The sequence below is a fragment of the Mesorhizobium robiniae genome (assembly GCF_040545535.1).
GTDB lineage: Bacteria > Pseudomonadota > Alphaproteobacteria > Rhizobiales > Rhizobiaceae > Mesorhizobium > Mesorhizobium robiniae.
The window spans coordinates 38903-55190 of sequence record NZ_JBEPMC010000003.1 but is presented as its reverse complement, the minus strand read 5'-3'; the positions used below and the strand labels follow the sequence as shown (position 1 = coordinate 55190).

Sequence of the window (16288 nt, the reverse complement as noted above, 5' to 3'; positions counted from 1 at the left end):
TCAGCGCTGCTCGTCGCGGCTGGGTCGACGCACAGTTAAAGCGCTTTGAGGCTTGGAGGCCTCCAGTGAACCTCAAACAGCTCTCGCACATGCTGGCGCTTTCGCAGACAACGGTAAGCCGCGCGCTGAACGGCTACCCGGAAGTCAACGAGGAAACGCGCCGGCGGGTGATCGACGCCGCCAAGCGCCACGGCTACCGCCCCAACCCGAGCGCGCGCCGGCTGGCCACCGGCAAGACCGGGATGATCGGCTATGTCTTGCCGACCGGGACGGCAGTCGACATCGATCCGCATTTCGTCGAATTCCTGTCCGGTCTCGGCGACTACGCCCGTTCGCACGAACTCGACCTGGTGCTGTCCCCGGCCGATGCCGACGACCAGGAGACGACCTACCGGCGTATCGTCGCCAACCGGCAGGTCGACGCCGTCTACATCTCGTCGCCGAGGCCGGCCGACCGGCGGGTGGCGCTGGTCAACACGCTCGGCATCCCCTTCATCGTCCATGGCCGCAGCGAAGGGCTCGATTTCGACTACCCCTTCACCGACATCGACAATGAGGGCGCCTTCCACGAGGCGGCACGGCTGCTCGTCCAGCTCGGCCACCGGCGGCTGGCGCTGATCAACGGCGACGATCGCGAGACTTTCGCCATTCACCGTGAGCGTGGCGTGCGCCGGGCGCTGGCGGCGAGTGGTCTGGTGCTTGGCGAAGGCCATGTCTGTTCCCTCGCCATGACCGAGGAGAACGGCTACCGCGCGGCCAGGCGGTTGCTCGAGCAAAGCGACGCGCCGACCGCGATCGCATGCTCCAGCCTGATCATGGCGCTCGGCGTCGTGCGCGCTGTGCGCGATCTCGGCCTGACCATTCCGGGTGACCTGTCGCTGATCGCCCATGACGACGTTTTCCCCTGGCTGAAGCCGGAGAATTTTTCGGTGCCATTGTCGACGACGCGTTCGTCGATCCGTTTGGCCGGCGCGCGCGTCGCCGAGCGCCTGGCGGCGCGGATTTCCGGATTGGAGGAGGGCACCCGCGGCGAAGTCTGGCCGGTCGATCTGGTGGTCAGGGCATCGGTCGCCGGTGCACCGGGTTAGAGGTAACTGAACGGCCGAGGTCGACTCTTGCCGGTGACCACATCCAAGGCGCTGCCGCTCTGCGTCGCACCGGGCATAGACGGATCGTTGCGCGCTAATTCCCCGCGCTGGCCATACGCCGGCCCTTGATCGCCTTTTCCAGCCAGCCGATCTCCATCTCGGGCACCGAAGACAAAAGAAGGTCGGTATAGGCATCGAAGGGTGGCGCCAGCACCTGGCTTTTCGCGCCGTAGCGCACCACTTCGCCGCGATACATCACCGCGATCGAATCGGCGATCGACTTCACCGTCGCGAGATCGTGGGTGATGAACAGATAGGCGACGTTTTCCTCCTTCTGCAACTCGAGCAAAAGCTTGAGAATGCCGTGGGCCACCAGCGGGTCGAGCGCCGAGGTGACCTCGTCGCAGATGATCAGCTTCGGCTTGGCGGCGAGCGAGCGGGCGATGCAGACGCGCTGCTTCTGGCCGCCGGAAAGCTCGGCCGGGTAGCGGTCGATGAAGCCCTTGCCCATCTCGATCTTGTCGAGCAGTTCGGCGACGCGCCTGTCGCGCTCGCGACCGCGCATACCAAAGTAGAATTCGAGCGGCCGGCCGATGATGGTGCCTACGGTCTGGCGCGGATTCATCGCCACGTCGGCCATCTGGTAGATCATCTGCAATTGCCGCAGATCCTCCTTCGGTCGGTCGGCAAGCCGGTTGGCGAGCGGACGTCCGTCGAAGGTGACGGTGCCTTGTTCGGGCGGCAACAGGCCGGTTACGGCGCGCGCCAGCGTCGACTTGCCCGAGCCGGACTCCCCGACCACTGCCAGCGTCTGGCCCGGATAGATGTCGACCGAGACGTTCTTCAGCACCTTGATGTGGCTGCGGCCATAGGCGGCGGTGATGTTCTTGACCGACAGGAACGGGCTCGTGCCGGGCTTCTGTTCCTGGTGCTCGATCTCATGCACCGAGACCAGCGCGTTGGTGTATTCCTGGCGCGGTTCCTTGATGATCTGGCGGGTGCCGCCCCATTCGACCAGTCGGCCGTGGCGCAGCACCATGATCTCGTCCGACACCTGGGCGACGACGGCAAGGTCGTGGGTGATGTAGAGCGCCGCCACATGCGTGTCGCGGATGGCGTCCTTGATCGCCGCCAGCACGTCGATCTGCGTCGTCACATCGAGCGCCGTGGTCGGCTCGTCGAAGACGATCAGGTCGGGCTCGGAACACAGCGCCATCGCCGTCATCACACGCTGCAGCTGACCGCCCGATACCTGGTGCGGAAAACGCTCGCCGATGCTTTCGGGGTTCGGCAGGCTGAGCTTCTTGAACAGCGCGACGGCACGTTTTTCCGCCGCGGCCCGTGTCGCCGTACCGTGCAGCAGCGTCGCCTCGACCACTTGGTCCATCAGTCTGTGCGCCGGGTTGAACGCCGCCGCCGCCGATTGCGCGACATAGCAGACCTCGCGGCCACGCAGCTTGCGAAAGCCCTCTTTGCCGCCCTTGAGGATGTCGCGGCCGTTGAGGATGACCTCGCCGCCGGTGATGCGGACGCCGCCACGGCCATAGCCCATCGACGACAGGCCGATGGTCGACTTGCCGGCGCCGGACTCGCCGATCAGACCGAGCACCTTGCCCTTCTCGAGCGTCAGCGAGACGTCGTGGACGAGCACAATGTTCTTGGGCGCTTCGCCCGGCGGGAACACGGTGGCCTCGATGCGCAGATTGCGGATGTCGAGCAGCACGGACTTCGCTCGCTGATCAGCCATCACCCGCGTCCTCCCTTCAGGCTTGTCGTGCGGTTGAGCACCCAGTCGGCGACAAGATTGACGGAAATCGCCAGCATGGCGATCGCCGCCGCAGGGATGAGTGCCGCCGCGATGCCGAAGACGATGCCGTCCTTGTTCTCCTTGACCATGCCGCCCCAGTCGGCGCTAGGCGGCTGCACGCCGAGCCCGAGGAAGGACAGCGTCGACAGGAACAGAACGGCATAGATGAAACGCAAGCCGAGTTCCGAAACCAGCGGCGACAACGCGTTGGGCAGGATCTCGCGGAAAATGATCCACACGCTGCCTTCGCCGCGCAGCTTGGCCGCTTCGACGAAATCCATGACGTTGATATCGACGGCGACCGCCCGCGACAGGCGGTAGACGCGGGTCGAGTCGAGAATGCCCATGACCAGGATCAGCGTCACCAGATTGGTTGGCAGCACCGAGAGCACGACAAGACCCATGATCAGCGTCGGGATCGACATCAAGAGATCGACGAGGCGCGAAAGCAGCGTGTCGAACCAGCCGCCGAAAACCGCCGCCGAGAAGCCGAGGATGGCGCCAAGCGAGAAGGACAGCGCGGTGGCCAGCACCGCGATGAACAACGTGATGCGGGCGCCGTAGATCATGCGCGACAGCAGATCTCGGCCGAGATTGTCGGTACCCAGCCAATGCGTCGCCGACATCGGCGCCCAGACGTCGCCGACGATCTCGCCATTGCCGTACGGCGCAATCCACGGCGCGAAGATAGCCGCCAGCACGAACAATGCCGTCAGCGCCAGGCCGATCAGCGCCGGGATGGGGATGCGTTTTATGTCGAGCATGCCCGCTCCCTATTTCGGATGTCTGAGACGCGGATTGGCGACGATCGCCGCTATGTCCGCAATGATGTTCAGGCTGATATAGACGGCGGCGAAGATCAGGCCGACCGCCTGCACCACCGGCACATCGCGTTTGGTGACGTGGTCGACGAGATACTGGCCCATGCCCGGGTAGACGAAGATCACCTCGACCACGACGACGCCGACGATAAGGTAGGCGAGGTTGAGCATGACGACGTTGATGATCGGCGCAATTGCGTTGGGGAAGGCATGTCTGCGGATGACGGCGAATGCCGATAGCCCCTTGAGTTCGGCGGTTTCCACATAAGCCGACTGCATGACGTTGAGGATCGCGGCGCGCGTCATTCGCATCATATGGGCGAGCACCACCAGCGTCAGTGCCGCCGCCGGCAGCATGATCGCCTGCATGCGCTCGCCGAAAGGCATTCCGTCATAGACGGTCGAGATGCCAGGGAAGATTTGGTATTTCACGGCGAAGAAATAGACGAGCACGTAGCCGATAAAGAACTCGGGAAACGACGTCGAGGCGAGTGCCAGCCCGGAGATCAGCTTGTCGACCCAGCCATTGCGGTAGCGCACCGCAATCAGGCCAAGGATGATCGCCAGCGGCACAGCCACCGCGGCCGCCCAGAAAGCGAGGAACAGCGTGTTCCACAACCGCCCTTTGATCGATGTCGCAATATCCTGGCCGCTCGACATGGCAGTGCCGAGATCGCCGGTCACGACGCCGCCGAGCCAGCGGAAATAGCGGATGAAGGCCGGATCGTTGAGGCCGAGCTGCTCGCGCAGATTGGCGAGCGATTCCGGTGTTGCCGACTGTCCGAGGATGGCTTGCGCAACGTCGCCGGGCAGGATTTGCGTGCCGGCGAAGATCAGGACCGAAACGGCCAACAGCAGGAGGATGCCCAGCGCAATGCGCTGGGCCACCAGTTTCACGATGGGTGAGGACATATCCGCAAGGCCGGGCTCAGGCTTCGAGCCAGCACTTTGCCAGAGCGTAGCCGTTCATCAGCTCCTGATGCGGATCGTCGACCCAGCCGGCGACCTTGGCGCCCGTCGCGTCGATGAATTGGTTGAACATCGGCAGGATCAGGCCACCTTCGTCGCGGACGACCATCGCCATGTCGCGATACATCGCCTTGCGCTTGGTGTTGTCGAGCTCGGCGCGTGCCGCCAGCACCATCTTGTCGAAATCCGGACGCAGGAAACGCGTGTCGTTCCAGTCGGCTGTCGACAGGTACGCGGTCGAATACATCTGGTCCTGCGTCGAACGTCCGCCCCAGTAAGAGGCACAGAAGGGCTGCTTGTTCCAGACTTCCGACCAATAGCCGTCGCCCGGCTCGCGCTTGATCTCCAGCGTGATGCCGGCCTTGGCCGCGCTTTGCTGAAACAGCTGCGAGGCATCGACAGCGCCGGGGAAGGCGACATCCGAAGTCCTGAGCAAGACGGCGCCGTCATGTCCCGACTTCTTGAAGTGGAACTTGGCCTTGTCGGGATCGTATTTGCGCTGCTCGATGTCTTCGGAAAACAGCGGATAGGCCGAGTTGATCGGGAAGTCGTTGCCGAGCGAGCCGTAGCCTCTGAGGATCTTGTCGAGCATTTCCTCGCGGTCGATCGCCAGTTTCAGCGCGGTACGCAGGTCGTTGTTGTCGAACGGCGCCGTGTTGCAATGCATGATGAATACGTAGTGGCCGGGGCCGGCATGGTTGCGGATGGTCACGCCGGGCAGGCGCTTGATCAGGTCGACGATCTTGGGCTCGACGCGGTTGATCATATTCACCTGGCCGCCCTGCAGGGCCGACGTGCGCGCGGTGGCGTCGTTGATGACGATGATCTCGATCTGGTCGGCATGGCCCATCTTGTCGGCCTGCCAGTAATTGGCGAAACGCTCACCACCGTGGCGCACGCCAGGCTCGTTGGTGGTGATCTTGTAGGGGCCGGCCGAGATGCCGGCATCGGCTCCGTCCTTGCCGCCATTGGGCTGGACGATCAGGTGGTAATCGCTGAGCAGATAGGGCAGGTCGGCATTGGGTTCCTTCAGCGTCAGGATCACCTCCTTGCCACTGGCCTTGATGCTTTCAATGCCTTTCATGTAGCCGAGCGCGCCCGACTTCGACTTCTCGTCCGAATGACGTTCAAGCGTGGCAGCCACGTCCTCGGCGGTCACCGTCTTGCCATTGTGGAACTCGACGCCGTCGCGGATCTTCAGCGTCCAGACCTTGGCGTCGTCGGACGAGCCGATCTCCTCGGCGATACGGTTCTCGAGATCGCCTTCCGGGGAAAGCTCGACGATCAGCTCGCCCCACATCTTGCCGAAGGCGAACGGCACCTGGGTCATGAACAGGGCCGGATCGAGGCTGTTGGTGGACTCGCCGCCGACCAGGCCGGCTTTCAGCATGCCGCCCTTGACCGGGCCCGCGGCGCGCGCCGCGCTAGAAAGCAGCGAGTTGGCGAAGGTCGCGGTGACGCCGAGCGCTGCCGCCCGGCCGAGAAAATCACGACGGCTCAGTTTGCCGGACGCGACGCGCCAGCTGAGAAATTCCAGTTCGTTCGACATGTTGAGTTCCTCACTCTGTTGGTTCGACCTTGTGGTCGTTTTTATCATTTCTTGTGAGGAGAATAATGACCGCAAGGGAAGGTCGTAAGCAAGACCGAATGCGACATGCTGTGGCGTAAATCGTACGTCGCAATTGGACCAATCCGCATAAGCGCTCAAAGCAGCGCGCGCGGGATTTTCTCCTCGAAATTGCGCTCGAAAACCAGTTTCTCGCCTTCATAGGCTTCGATTCTGGCGCTAACCATGAAGCTTTGCGCGTCGGACCGTATTTCGGCTGACGTTTCGGTGCGCACCGACCATCCATTTCGCGACAGCGTCTGCGTCCAGTGCGTCTTGCCCGACGCTGACAGCGGATCGTCCGGATGGATCGCCCATGTCTCACGGGCGATGCTGCCATTGGCAAGGCCATGCTCCAGATCGCGCACCTCACCGAAATCGTCGACGATGGAAAGTGTGACGATTCCGGTCTTCTCGTCGCGGTCGACACGACGCTCGGAATTGGCGGCGCGGACCGTTTCGGTGGCCCAGGGCGCGGCGGCCTCGGGCGTGGGGAACGTGACTTCGTCGCGTTGCGCCAGCGCGCGCAACGGCAGCTTCAGCGTTGCCGCCGACAGGTCGAGCCGGACCGGTTCCGGCGATGGCCAGATCATCGGCCAATAGGCGTTCGAAACGGCAATACGCAGGCGGTGGCCTGATGGCACGCGGTAGGCGCATTGGTCGAGCACCACCCGGGCGCCGACGGTTTCGCCCGGCACCAGCGCTTGCGGGAATTCGTGCGAGTTGCGATGCGTCAGGTTGAGCACGCCGTAGGAGATCAATTCGGATGCGCCGTCGGGATGCACGTCGCACAGCCGGATGGCGATGTTCGCCTGCGGTCGATCCGAGGCGACCCGGATCAAAACCTCCGGCGCGCCGACAATGTCAATCGCCTCGCCGAGAGGCGGCTGGTCGAAACACACCGACAGCGCATCGTCGGGGCGCTGGTCACCGGGCAATTCCGGACCGAAGGTGAAGGGAAAGTATTCGCCGCCGGCAAGCCCGCAGCTTTGCGGCGAAGCCACGATTACAGGCTTGGCCCCTTCCGGGATCAGTTCGATCGCCTCAGCCTTGATGTTGGGCGATGGCCAGTCTGCTTCCGCGACCCAGCGGCCCGGCCGCTCCGGATGCCAGCGCGCGGGGCGCACACTGTCCATCACATAGGCGCGGTAGGCCGGGTCGGCTTCGACGCCGGTGTCGATGTCCTTCAGCCAGCGGTCCCACCAGCGCAAGGCCTCCTGCAGGAAGCCGATCGCTGGTTTCGGTGCTGCGTAATGCGGGTATTTGTGGATCCATGGGCCGACGATGCCCTTGACCGGCGCCTCGATGTTGGCGGCGAGATGCGAAATCGTATTGCGATACCCATCATGCCAGCCGCCGATCGACAGTACGGCGGCTTTAATGGCGGAATAGCCTTCGCAGATCGAACCGCGCTTCCAATAGGCGTCGCGGTGCTGGTGCTTCAGCCACAGCGGCGCCAGGAAGGACTGGTTCTCCAGCCGGGTCAGCCACAGGTCGCGCCATCTGTTGTCGCCGGCCAGCAGCGGATCCGGCGGCCGCGACGAATAGGATAGCATGGTCGAGGCCCAGCCGAAATTCTCGATCAGCAGGCAGCCGCCCTTGTAGTGGATGTCGTCGGCATAGCGATCGACGGTCGAGCACAGGCTGATGACGGCCTTCAGCGCCGGTGGCTGCTTGGCTGCCGTCTGCAGGCAGTTGAAGCCGCCCCAGGAGATGCCCATCATGCCGACATTGCCGTTGCACCAGGGCTGGGCCGCCGCCCAGGCGATCACATCGCAGGCGTCCTGCAATTCCTGCTCGGAATATTCGTCGTCCATCAGCCCTTCGGAATCGCCATTGCCGCGCATGTCGACGCGGATCGAGGCATAGCCGTGGCCGGCGAAATAGGGATGCGTCAGCTGATCGCGAAAGATCGTGCCGTCGCGCTTGCGGTAGGGCAGGTGCTCGAGAATCGCCGGCACCGGATCGTCGCCGGCATCGGCCGGCATCCACACCCGCGCGGACAGCCGACAGCCGTCTGGCATCACGATGCCCATATCAGAGAATTCGACGACCTTGCGGGGAAATTCGGTGACGGTTTTCATGCTGGGCTCCTAGCTGGTCGCATGATGGAGCCCAAGCCTGCCGCGTCGTGGGCCAGCCAACGAATTCCGCTGGTCAATCCGCGTCAACTCAGCGGAATGTCGTTTTCGTCCTTGCTCGCCTGGTAGGCGCCGGACAGTTCGTCGTAGCGCGCGGAGATTGTGCCGATCCGCGTTTCCAGCCGCTGGCGTTCGGTATCGGGCAGCGATCGCACCAGTCTTCGGATCGAAAAGCTATTCCAATAGGCGTTCTCGGCATTGTAGCCGCCGGGGTCGAGGGTGAAGACCTCTTTCAGGATTTTCAAGTCATGCGGGATGGCGAAGCTGTCGCGCGAATCCTCGTGCGAAAACAGATAGTAGAAATTATCGAAACCGGTCCAGGTGATCGCCGACAGGCAGAGCGAGCAAGGTTCGTGCGTGGCGAGAAAAATGGCGTCCTTGGGGTCTACGCGCTCGGCCTTCGGCATTTCGTAGAACCGCTTCAGGCAGTGCACCTCGCCATGCCAGAGCGGATTTTCGATCTCGTTGTTGGTTTCGGCGAGCACCAGCGAGTGGTCGTCCTTTCTCAGGATCGCCGCTCCGAACAGTTTGTTGCCATGGGCAACGCCTTCCGCCGTTTTCGGTACGATGTCATTTTCGATCACGTCGAGCAGGCGGTCGATCAGCGAGACGTCGGTCATCATTTGGTCCCGTCGGGAAGATGGATCTCGCAAGCGTGCGTGAAATGGCACTCCTCCAGGTTGGAGCCGTCGCCGCCGCGGTCGACGACAAGAAAATCCTGGGCCTCGCCGATCGGCATCAGCACGCCGTGCCACAGATTGCGCGGATAGTTGACGCCTTGCCCGGGCGCAGTGATGAAGGCGTGCGGCTCGCCGGGGCCATCCTTGCCGTCACGGCAGACAACGACCAGGAACGGCCGCGGCGACAGCGGGATGAAGGCCTGGCTGCCGAACGGATGGCGCTCGACCATGGTGAGCTTCAGCGGAAAACCGTAAGGCGTGCCGCGCACCATGGAGATCAGCACGCGCCCATTCGGCCCCAGCGCTTGCGCCGTCGCGAGGTCGTGATAGCGCTCGGCCTTGCCGCCATTGATCGGGTAGTGATTGTCGCCGCCCATATCGATGACGTCGCCGAATTCAGCGAAGTTCTCGCGGGTCAGCGGGCGCGCCACAATGCGGCTCATGGAGCGCGCCTCGCGATCCCAGCGCTGCCAAGCTTGGCATGCCGGTTGACATCCTTATAGAGAAGATAGCGGAATTTGCCGGGCCCGCCAGCATAGCAGGCCTGCGGGCAGAAGGCGCGCAGCCACATATAGTCGCCGGCCTCGACCTCGACCCAATCCTGGTTGAGGCGATAGACCGCCTTGCCCTCCAGCACGTAGAGACCGTGCTCCATGACATGGGTCTCGGCGAAGGGGATAACCGCCCCGGGCTCGAGCGTGACGATGGTGACATGCATGTCGTGGCGCATGTCTTCAGGATGGACGAAGCGCGTCGTCGCCCATCTTCCTTCGGTGTCGGGCATGGGCGTGGGCGCAATGTCCTGTTCGTTGGCGAAGAAGGCTTGCGGAACATCAATGCCATCGACAGCGTCGTAAGCCTTGCGGATCCAGTGGAAGCGGACAGCAGCAGCACTCTCGTTGCGAACGGTCCATCCGCTGGCCGGCGGCAGGAAAGCAAATCCACCCGGCTGCAGGACATGTTTCTCGCCAGCCAGCAAGACGCTCAGCTCGCCCTCGACCACGAACAAGACGCCCTCGGCGCCGGCATCCGGTTCCGGCCGGTCGCTGCCGCCGCCGGGCGCGACCTCGACGATATACTGCGAGAACGTCTCGGCGAAGCCGGACAATGGGCGCGACAGCACCCAGACTCGGGTCCTGTCCCAGAACGGCAAGGCGCTGGTGACGATGTCCTGCATCACGCCTCGGGGAATGACGGCATAGGCCTCGGTGAAGACGGCCCGGCCGGTCAGCAGCTCGCTCTGGCCGGGGTGGCCGCCATGCGGCGCGTAATAGGTTCGGTCGGCCATTTTCGTCATATCCATCAGTTCAAAGCCTATTGCGGGATCATGTCCTTGAGGCGAAGCAGCGCGATACGCTCGACCTGTTTGCAGGCGGTGTCGAATTCGACGCCGCGGCTGTTGCCGATGCGCGCCTCGAACTCCGCCAGGACTTCCGCCTTGGTCTTGCCTTTCACCGCGATGATGAAGGGAAAGCCAAAGGACGTGACGTAGGCGGCATTGAGTTTTGAGAACAGCTCGCGCTCCTTATCAGTCAGTGCGTCGAGCCCGGCTGAAGCCTGCTCTCTGGCCGATTCCGCCGTCAGCCGCTTGGCCTGCGCCAATTTGCCGGCAAGGTCGGGGTGGGCGTTGAGCACGGAGAGCCGCTCGGCCTCGCTAGCGCCGCGAAAGACACGGCACAGTGCATTATGGAGGCCGCCGGCGCTGTCATGCGCTGGGCCGAGTTCCAACTCGTAGGCGCGCTCGGCGATCCACGGCGAATGCTCGAACACCCCGCCGAAAGCCTGGACGAAGGCCTCGAACTCCATTTTCGACGGCCGCAGCGCCGGCCGCCGGAACGGATGGGTTTCCTGCCAATGCCTTGCGATGTCGATGCGCCGCGCCAGCCAGACCTTGTCGTGCGATTTGACGTAGTCGACAAAGCGCTTCAGCGCCGCGACCCGGCCCGGCCGGCCGACGAGGCGGCAGTGCAGGCCGATATTCATCATGCGCGGCCGCCCTGCCTTGCCCTCGGCATAGAGCGTGTCGAAACTGTCCTTGAGATAGGCGAAGAACTGGTCGCCCGAGTTGAAGCCCTGCGGTGTGGCGAAGCGCATGTCGTTGGCGTCGAGCGTATAGGGGATGATGAGCTGCGGCTTCGCCGACCCGTCCGGACCGTCATGCTCGAACCAGTAGGGCAATTCGTCGTCATAAGTGTCCGACACGTAGTCGAAGCAGCCTTCTTCCGCCGCCAGCCGCACAGTGTTGATCGACGTGCGGCCGGTGTACCAGCCGGTCGGCCGTGCCCCTGTTACCTCGTAGTGCAGCTGAATCGCCGCTTTCATGTCGCGGCGCTCGTCCTCCGGCGCATGGTCGCGGTAGTCGATCCATCTCAGCCCGTGCGAGGCGATCTCCCAGCCGGCCTCCTGCATCGCCGCGACCTGATCGGGCGAACGCGCCAGCGCTGTGGCGACGCCGTAGCAGGTCACCGGCACCTCAGCCTCGGTGAACAGGCGCAGCAATCGCCAGAAGCCGGCGCGGGCGCCGTATTCGTAGATCGATTCCATGTTCCAGTGGCGCTGGCCAAGCCACGGTGCGGCGCCGACGATCTCGGACAGGAAGGCCTCCGAAGCCTTGTCGCCATGCAGAACGCAGTTCTCGCCGCCTTCCTCGTAATTGACGACGAACTGCACCGCGACATGCGCGCCGCCAGGCCATTTCGGATCCGGTGGATTGGCGCCGTAGCCGCGCATGTCTCGTTCGTAACGCATCGTCACTCCTGCCGGATGGTGTGATCAGGATAGTCGAAAGGGCGGCTTGCGCATTCCCCCGAAAATTTTGAAAGTGTTTTTGCAGCACTCCGCTCGACCGGGACTTATGCATCGCCTTTAATTGGCGCACAATTCGTCAAATATGTTTCGACTGTACCGGGAATGGGAGCAGCCAGTGGCGGAAACGTCGAAAGCCGAAGGCGGACGTCTGACAACCCATGTCCTCGATACCGCGACCGGCAGGCCGGCGGCGGGCCTGTCCATCGAGCTCTACCGCATCGACGGCGACATGCGGACGCATTTGAAGACGGCGGTCACCAATGCCGACGGCCGCTGTGACCAGCCGCTGCTTGCCGACGCACAATTCCGCACCGGCGAATACGAGCTGGTCTTCGCTGCCGGCGACTATCTGCGCCGGCAGGGATTGAGGCTGCCGGAACCGGCCTTCCTCGACAGCGTGCCGATCCGCTTCGGCATGGCCGAGCCGGTGCACTATCATGTGCCGCTGCTTGTCTCCCCCTACGGCTATTCGACTTACCGGGGGAGCTGAGACATGGCCAAGATCACGGAACGCAATCAGATACGCTTCATCCTCAATGGCGAGACCGTTGCACTAACCACCGTGGCGCCCGACGAGACCTTGCTCGACTGGTTGCGGCTCGAGCGCTCGCTGCGCGGCACCAAGGAAGGCTGCGCCGAGGGTGATTGCGGCGCCTGCACCGTGCTGGTCGGAAGGCTCGCGGCCGGTCGGTTGGTTTACGAAAGCGTCAATGCCTGCATCCGCTTCCTCGGCTCGCTCGACGGTAAGCATGTCGTGACCGTCGAGCATCTGCGCGGCGACGGCGATAGGCTGCATCCGGTGCAGCAAGCCATGGTCGACTTCCACGGCTCGCAATGCGGCTTCTGCACGCCGGGCTTCGTCATGTCGCTCTATGCCCTGTGGATGCGGTCGCCGGAGCCGTCAGATGCGGCCATCGAAAAGGCACTGCAGGGCAATCTCTGCCGCTGCACCGGCTATGAAGCGATCGTGCGGGCGGCGCGTGCGATCTCCAGCTACGGCAAGGCGGCGAAGGACCCGCTGGCGGCGGAGCGCGAGGCCATCACGGCCAAGCTTGCGGCCATGAAAGACGGTGCGCGGATCGAGATCGGCGCCGGCAAGCAGCGGCTGGTCGTGCCGGCCGATGCCGACGATCTCGCCACCGTGCTCGACAAGGAGCCGGGCGCCACCATTATTGCCGGTTCGACCGATGTCGGCCTGTGGGTGACCAAGCATATGCGCGAGATATCGCCGGCGATTTTCATCGGCAATCTCGACGGGCTCTGCGCGATCTCCGAAGACAAAGGCGTCATCTCGATTGGAGCTGGCGTTACCTATAGCGAAGCCTTCTCGACACTGGCCAAGCGTATCCCACCGCTGGGGCCGCTGTTCGACCGCATCGGCGGCGACCAGGTGCGCAATATGGGTACGATCGGCGGCAACATCGCCAACGGTTCGCCGATCGGCGACACGCCGCCGCCGCTGATCGCTTTGGGTGCGCGGCTGACGCTGCGCCGGGGCAACAAGCGGCGGACGATCCCGCTCGAAGATTTCTTCATCGCCTATGGCAAGCAGGACCGGCAGCCGGGCGAATTCGTCGAGGCCGTGCATGTCCCGGTGCCGGCGAAAGGCACAAAGTTTGCCGTCTACAAGATCACCAAGCGCCGCGACGAGGACATCACCGCAGCACTTGGCGCGTTCCTGCTGGCCCTGGCCACGGACGGCACGGTCGCGGATATCCGCATCGCCTATGGCGGCATGGCCGCAACGCCCAAGCGGGCTCTCGGCGTGGAAAAGGCGTTGCTTGGCAGGTCTTGGACGGAGGCGACGGTCGAGACGGCGATGGCCGAGTACGCCAGGGATTTCACCCCGCTGACCGACATGCGCGCTTCGGCCGAATATCGGGCGCTAGCGGCGCGCAACCTTCTGCTGCGCTTCTTTGCCGAGACCAGCGGCACCAAGACGCCGATCCAGGTGTCGCGGTACGAGGCGGCGTGATGACCAAGCACGCTCCAAACCTCAAGGCACAGAAGATCGCTGGCGGCGTTGCCACCGACCAGCGCCATGATTCCGCGCACAAGCATGTCCGCGGCACGGCCGTCTATATCGACGACATGCCGGAATCATCAGGCACGCTGCATGGCTGCCTTGGGCTTTCGACGGCCACGCACGCCACCATCACCAGCATGGACCTGTCGGCGGTGCGCGCAGCACCCGGTGTCGTCGACGTGCTGACGGCAAAGGATGTGCCGGGCGAAAACGATATTTCGCCGACCGGCCGTCACGACGAACCGGTGCTGGCCGACGGCAAGGTGCAATTCTTCGGCCAGCCGATCTTCTGCGTCATCGCCGAAACGCGCGAGCAAGCGCGCCGCGCCACAAGGCTGGCCAAGGTCGAATACAAGGAATTGCCTTTCGTCACCGACATCGGCGTGCTCGATCCCAGGAAGGACAAGCTTGTTACGCCGCCGCTGACCCTGAAGCGGGGCGATGCATCGGCTGCAATCAAACAAGCGCCGCGCCGGCTGAAGGGAAAAATGCGTATCGGCGGCCAGGACCATTTCTATCTCGAAGGCCAGATCGCCATGGCCATTCCCGGGGAGGATCAGGACGTCACGATTTATTCCTCGACCCAGCATCCGAGCGAAGTCCAGCACATGGTCAGCCATGCGCTCGGCGTGCCGAGCCACGCGGTCACGGTCGAGATCCGCCGCATGGGCGGCGGCTTCGGCGGCAAGGAAACGCAAGGCAACCAGTTTGCAGTATTGGCCGCTATCGCCGCCAAGAAACATCATCGCGCGGTGAAGATCCGGCCCGACCGTGACGACGACATGATCGCCACCGGCAAGCGCCATGACTTTCTGGTCGATTATGAGGTCGGCTTCGATGACGACGGCAACATCCTCGGCGTCGATTTCATGTTCGCGGCGCGCTGTGGCTTCTCGGCGGACCTATCAGGACCAGTAACCGATCGCGCGTTGTTTCATTGCGACAACACCTATTTCTGGCCGGCGGTGCACGCGCAATCGGCGCCGCTCTATACCAACACCGTGTCGAACACCGCCTTTCGCGGCTTCGGCGGTCCGCAAGGCATGGTCGGCGCCGAGCGTGTCATCGACGAGGTTGCCTTTGCCGTCGGCAAGGACCCGCTCGAAATCCGCAAGAAGAACTTTTATGGCACCTCAGACCGCAACGTCACGCCCTACCACCAGACGGTCGAGGACAACATCATCCACCGCATCGTCGCCGAGCTGGAGGCGAGTAGCGACTATGCGAGGCGCCGCCGCACCATTGAGGCCTTCAACGCCAACAGTCGCTTCATCAAGCGTGGATTGGCGCTGACGCCGGTCAAGTTCGGCATCTCGTTCACCGCAACGCATTACAACCAGGCCGGTGCGCTGGTGCATGTCTACACCGACGGGTCGGTGCATCTGAACCATGGCGGCACCGAGATGGGGCAGGGCCTCTACGTCAAGGTGGCGCAGGTGGTGGCGGAAGAGTTCCAGATCGATCTCGACCAGGTCAAGATCACTGCAACGACAACCGGCAAGGTGCCGAACACCTCGGCGACGGCAGCATCATCCGGCTCCGACCTCAATGGCATGGCGGCCCAGAACGCAGCCCGGCAGATCAAGGAGCGGCTGACCAATTTCGCCGCTGAGAAATACCAGGTGCCGCGCGACCAGATGCTGTTCCTGCCCAACAGGGTACGCATCGGCAATCAAGAGATCGCCTTCGCCGATCTCGTCAGGCAGGCCTACATGGACCGCATCCAGCTTTCGGCGGCAGGTTTCTACAAGACGCCGAAAATCCACTGGGACCGCGACAAGGGTGAGGGCCGTCCGTTCTACTATTTCGCCTACGGCGCCTCGTGCTCGGAAGTCTCGGTCGACACGCTGACCGGCGAATATATGGTTGAGCGCACCGACATCCTGCACGAGACCGGCCGCTCGCTGAATCGCGCCATCGATCTCGGCCAGGTCGAGGGCGGCTTCATCCAGGGCATGGGCTGGCTGACGACGGAGGAATTGTGGTGGGACGACAAAGGCCGGCTGCGCACCCACGCGCCGTCGACTTATAAGATCCCGCTCGCTTCGGACCGGCCGAAGATCTTCAACGTGACTCTGGCCGACTGGCCAGAGGTGAGCGAGCCGACGGTCCACCGCTCCAAGGCGGTCGGCGAGCCGCCGTTCCCGCTCGGCATGTCGGTGCTGCATGCGCTGTCGGATGCGGTGGCGAGCGTTGCCGGCCACCGGATTTGCCCGCGCCTCGACCCACCGGCGACGCCAGAGCGGGTGCTGATGGCGATCGAACGGCTGAAGGGTGAGGCCAAGACGGGCACGTGAATCGGGGCCAAACGTGCAAATCTGGCCGAAGAAACCTATATTTCC

13 protein-coding genes are annotated in these 16288 nt (G+C 63.5%); 4 read left to right on the top strand and 9 right to left on the bottom strand.

The features are described from left to right. The first annotated feature begins 65 nt into the window (after positions 1-65). On the top strand, positions 66-1088 hold the full coding sequence (locus ABID19_RS08365) for a substrate-binding domain-containing protein (protein ID WP_354489601.1): 1023 nt from the start codon (positions 66-68) through the stop codon (positions 1086-1088). Between the two features lie 94 nt (positions 1089-1182). Here the strand turns inward: ABID19_RS08365 and ABID19_RS08360 are convergent, their stop codons facing one another. The 9 genes from ABID19_RS08360 to puuE all read right to left on the bottom strand — a co-directional run bounded on the left by ABID19_RS08360 (position 1183) and on the right by puuE (position 11860). Next, a complete protein-coding gene (locus tag ABID19_RS08360) occupies positions 1183-2835 on the bottom strand; it encodes an ABC transporter ATP-binding protein (RefSeq protein WP_354489599.1) in 1653 nt (550 codons plus the stop codon). Beyond that, positions 2835-3659 carry an ABC transporter permease gene (locus tag ABID19_RS08355; protein ID WP_352926621.1) on the bottom strand — a complete coding sequence of 275 codons (825 nt, stop codon included), beginning with the start codon at positions 3657-3659 and terminating at the stop codon, positions 2835-2837. The genes ABID19_RS08360 and ABID19_RS08355 overlap by 1 nt, the downstream gene beginning before the upstream one ends. A gap of 9 nt (positions 3660-3668) precedes the next feature. Beyond that, positions 3669-4628, bottom strand: coding sequence for an ABC transporter permease (locus ABID19_RS08350; RefSeq protein WP_352926619.1), 960 nt, complete (start codon positions 4626-4628; stop codon positions 3669-3671). A 16-nt stretch (positions 4629-4644) separates the two neighbouring features. Beyond that, positions 4645-6234 (bottom strand): ABC transporter substrate-binding protein, encoded by a 1590-nt coding sequence (locus ABID19_RS08345; RefSeq protein ID WP_354489597.1) that lies wholly within the window; start codon positions 6232-6234, stop codon positions 4645-4647. A 155-nt stretch (positions 6235-6389) separates the two neighbouring features. Continuing rightward, positions 6390-8375, bottom strand: a complete 1986-nt coding sequence (locus tag ABID19_RS08340; RefSeq protein WP_354489595.1) for a CocE/NonD family hydrolase — start codon at positions 8373-8375, stop codon at positions 6390-6392. 83 nt (positions 8376-8458) lie between these two features. Beyond that, the gene (locus tag ABID19_RS08335; protein WP_354489593.1) at positions 8459-9052 is read right to left on the bottom strand and encodes a nucleoside deaminase; all 594 of its coding nucleotides are present in this window, start codon (positions 9050-9052) and stop codon (positions 8459-8461) included. Next, complete coding sequence (locus ABID19_RS08330; protein WP_354489591.1) at positions 9052-9555, bottom strand: ureidoglycolate lyase; 504 nt, start codon at positions 9553-9555, stop codon at positions 9052-9054. Before ABID19_RS08330 ends, ABID19_RS08335 begins: the two co-directional genes overlap by 1 nt. Next, on the bottom strand, positions 9552-10400 hold the full coding sequence (locus ABID19_RS08325) for a bifunctional allantoicase/(S)-ureidoglycine aminohydrolase (RefSeq protein ID WP_435528703.1): 849 nt from the start codon (positions 10398-10400) through the stop codon (positions 9552-9554). The genes ABID19_RS08330 and ABID19_RS08325 overlap by 4 nt, the downstream gene beginning before the upstream one ends. A gap of 26 nt (positions 10401-10426) precedes the next feature. Next, complete coding sequence (puuE, locus tag ABID19_RS08320) at positions 10427-11860, bottom strand: allantoinase PuuE (protein ID WP_354489587.1); 1434 nt, start codon at positions 11858-11860, stop codon at positions 10427-10429. Between the two features lie 175 nt (positions 11861-12035). Here puuE and uraH point away from each other — a divergent pair, with 175 nt between their 5' ends. Genes uraH through xdhB form a run of 3 tightly spaced genes read left to right on the top strand, consistent with a single transcriptional unit; the run spans position 12036 to position 16243 of the window. Then, complete coding sequence (uraH, locus tag ABID19_RS08315; protein ID WP_354489585.1) at positions 12036-12410, top strand: hydroxyisourate hydrolase; 375 nt, start codon at positions 12036-12038, stop codon at positions 12408-12410. 3 nt (positions 12411-12413) lie between these two features. Beyond that, the gene (gene xdhA / locus ABID19_RS08310; protein WP_354489583.1) at positions 12414-13895 is read left to right on the top strand and encodes a xanthine dehydrogenase small subunit; all 1482 of its coding nucleotides are present in this window, start codon (positions 12414-12416) and stop codon (positions 13893-13895) included. Continuing rightward, positions 13895-16243, top strand: a complete 2349-nt coding sequence (gene xdhB / locus ABID19_RS08305; protein ID WP_354489581.1) for a xanthine dehydrogenase molybdopterin binding subunit — start codon at positions 13895-13897, stop codon at positions 16241-16243. The genes xdhA and xdhB overlap by 1 nt, the downstream gene beginning before the upstream one ends. Positions 16244-16288 lie beyond the last annotated feature (45 nt).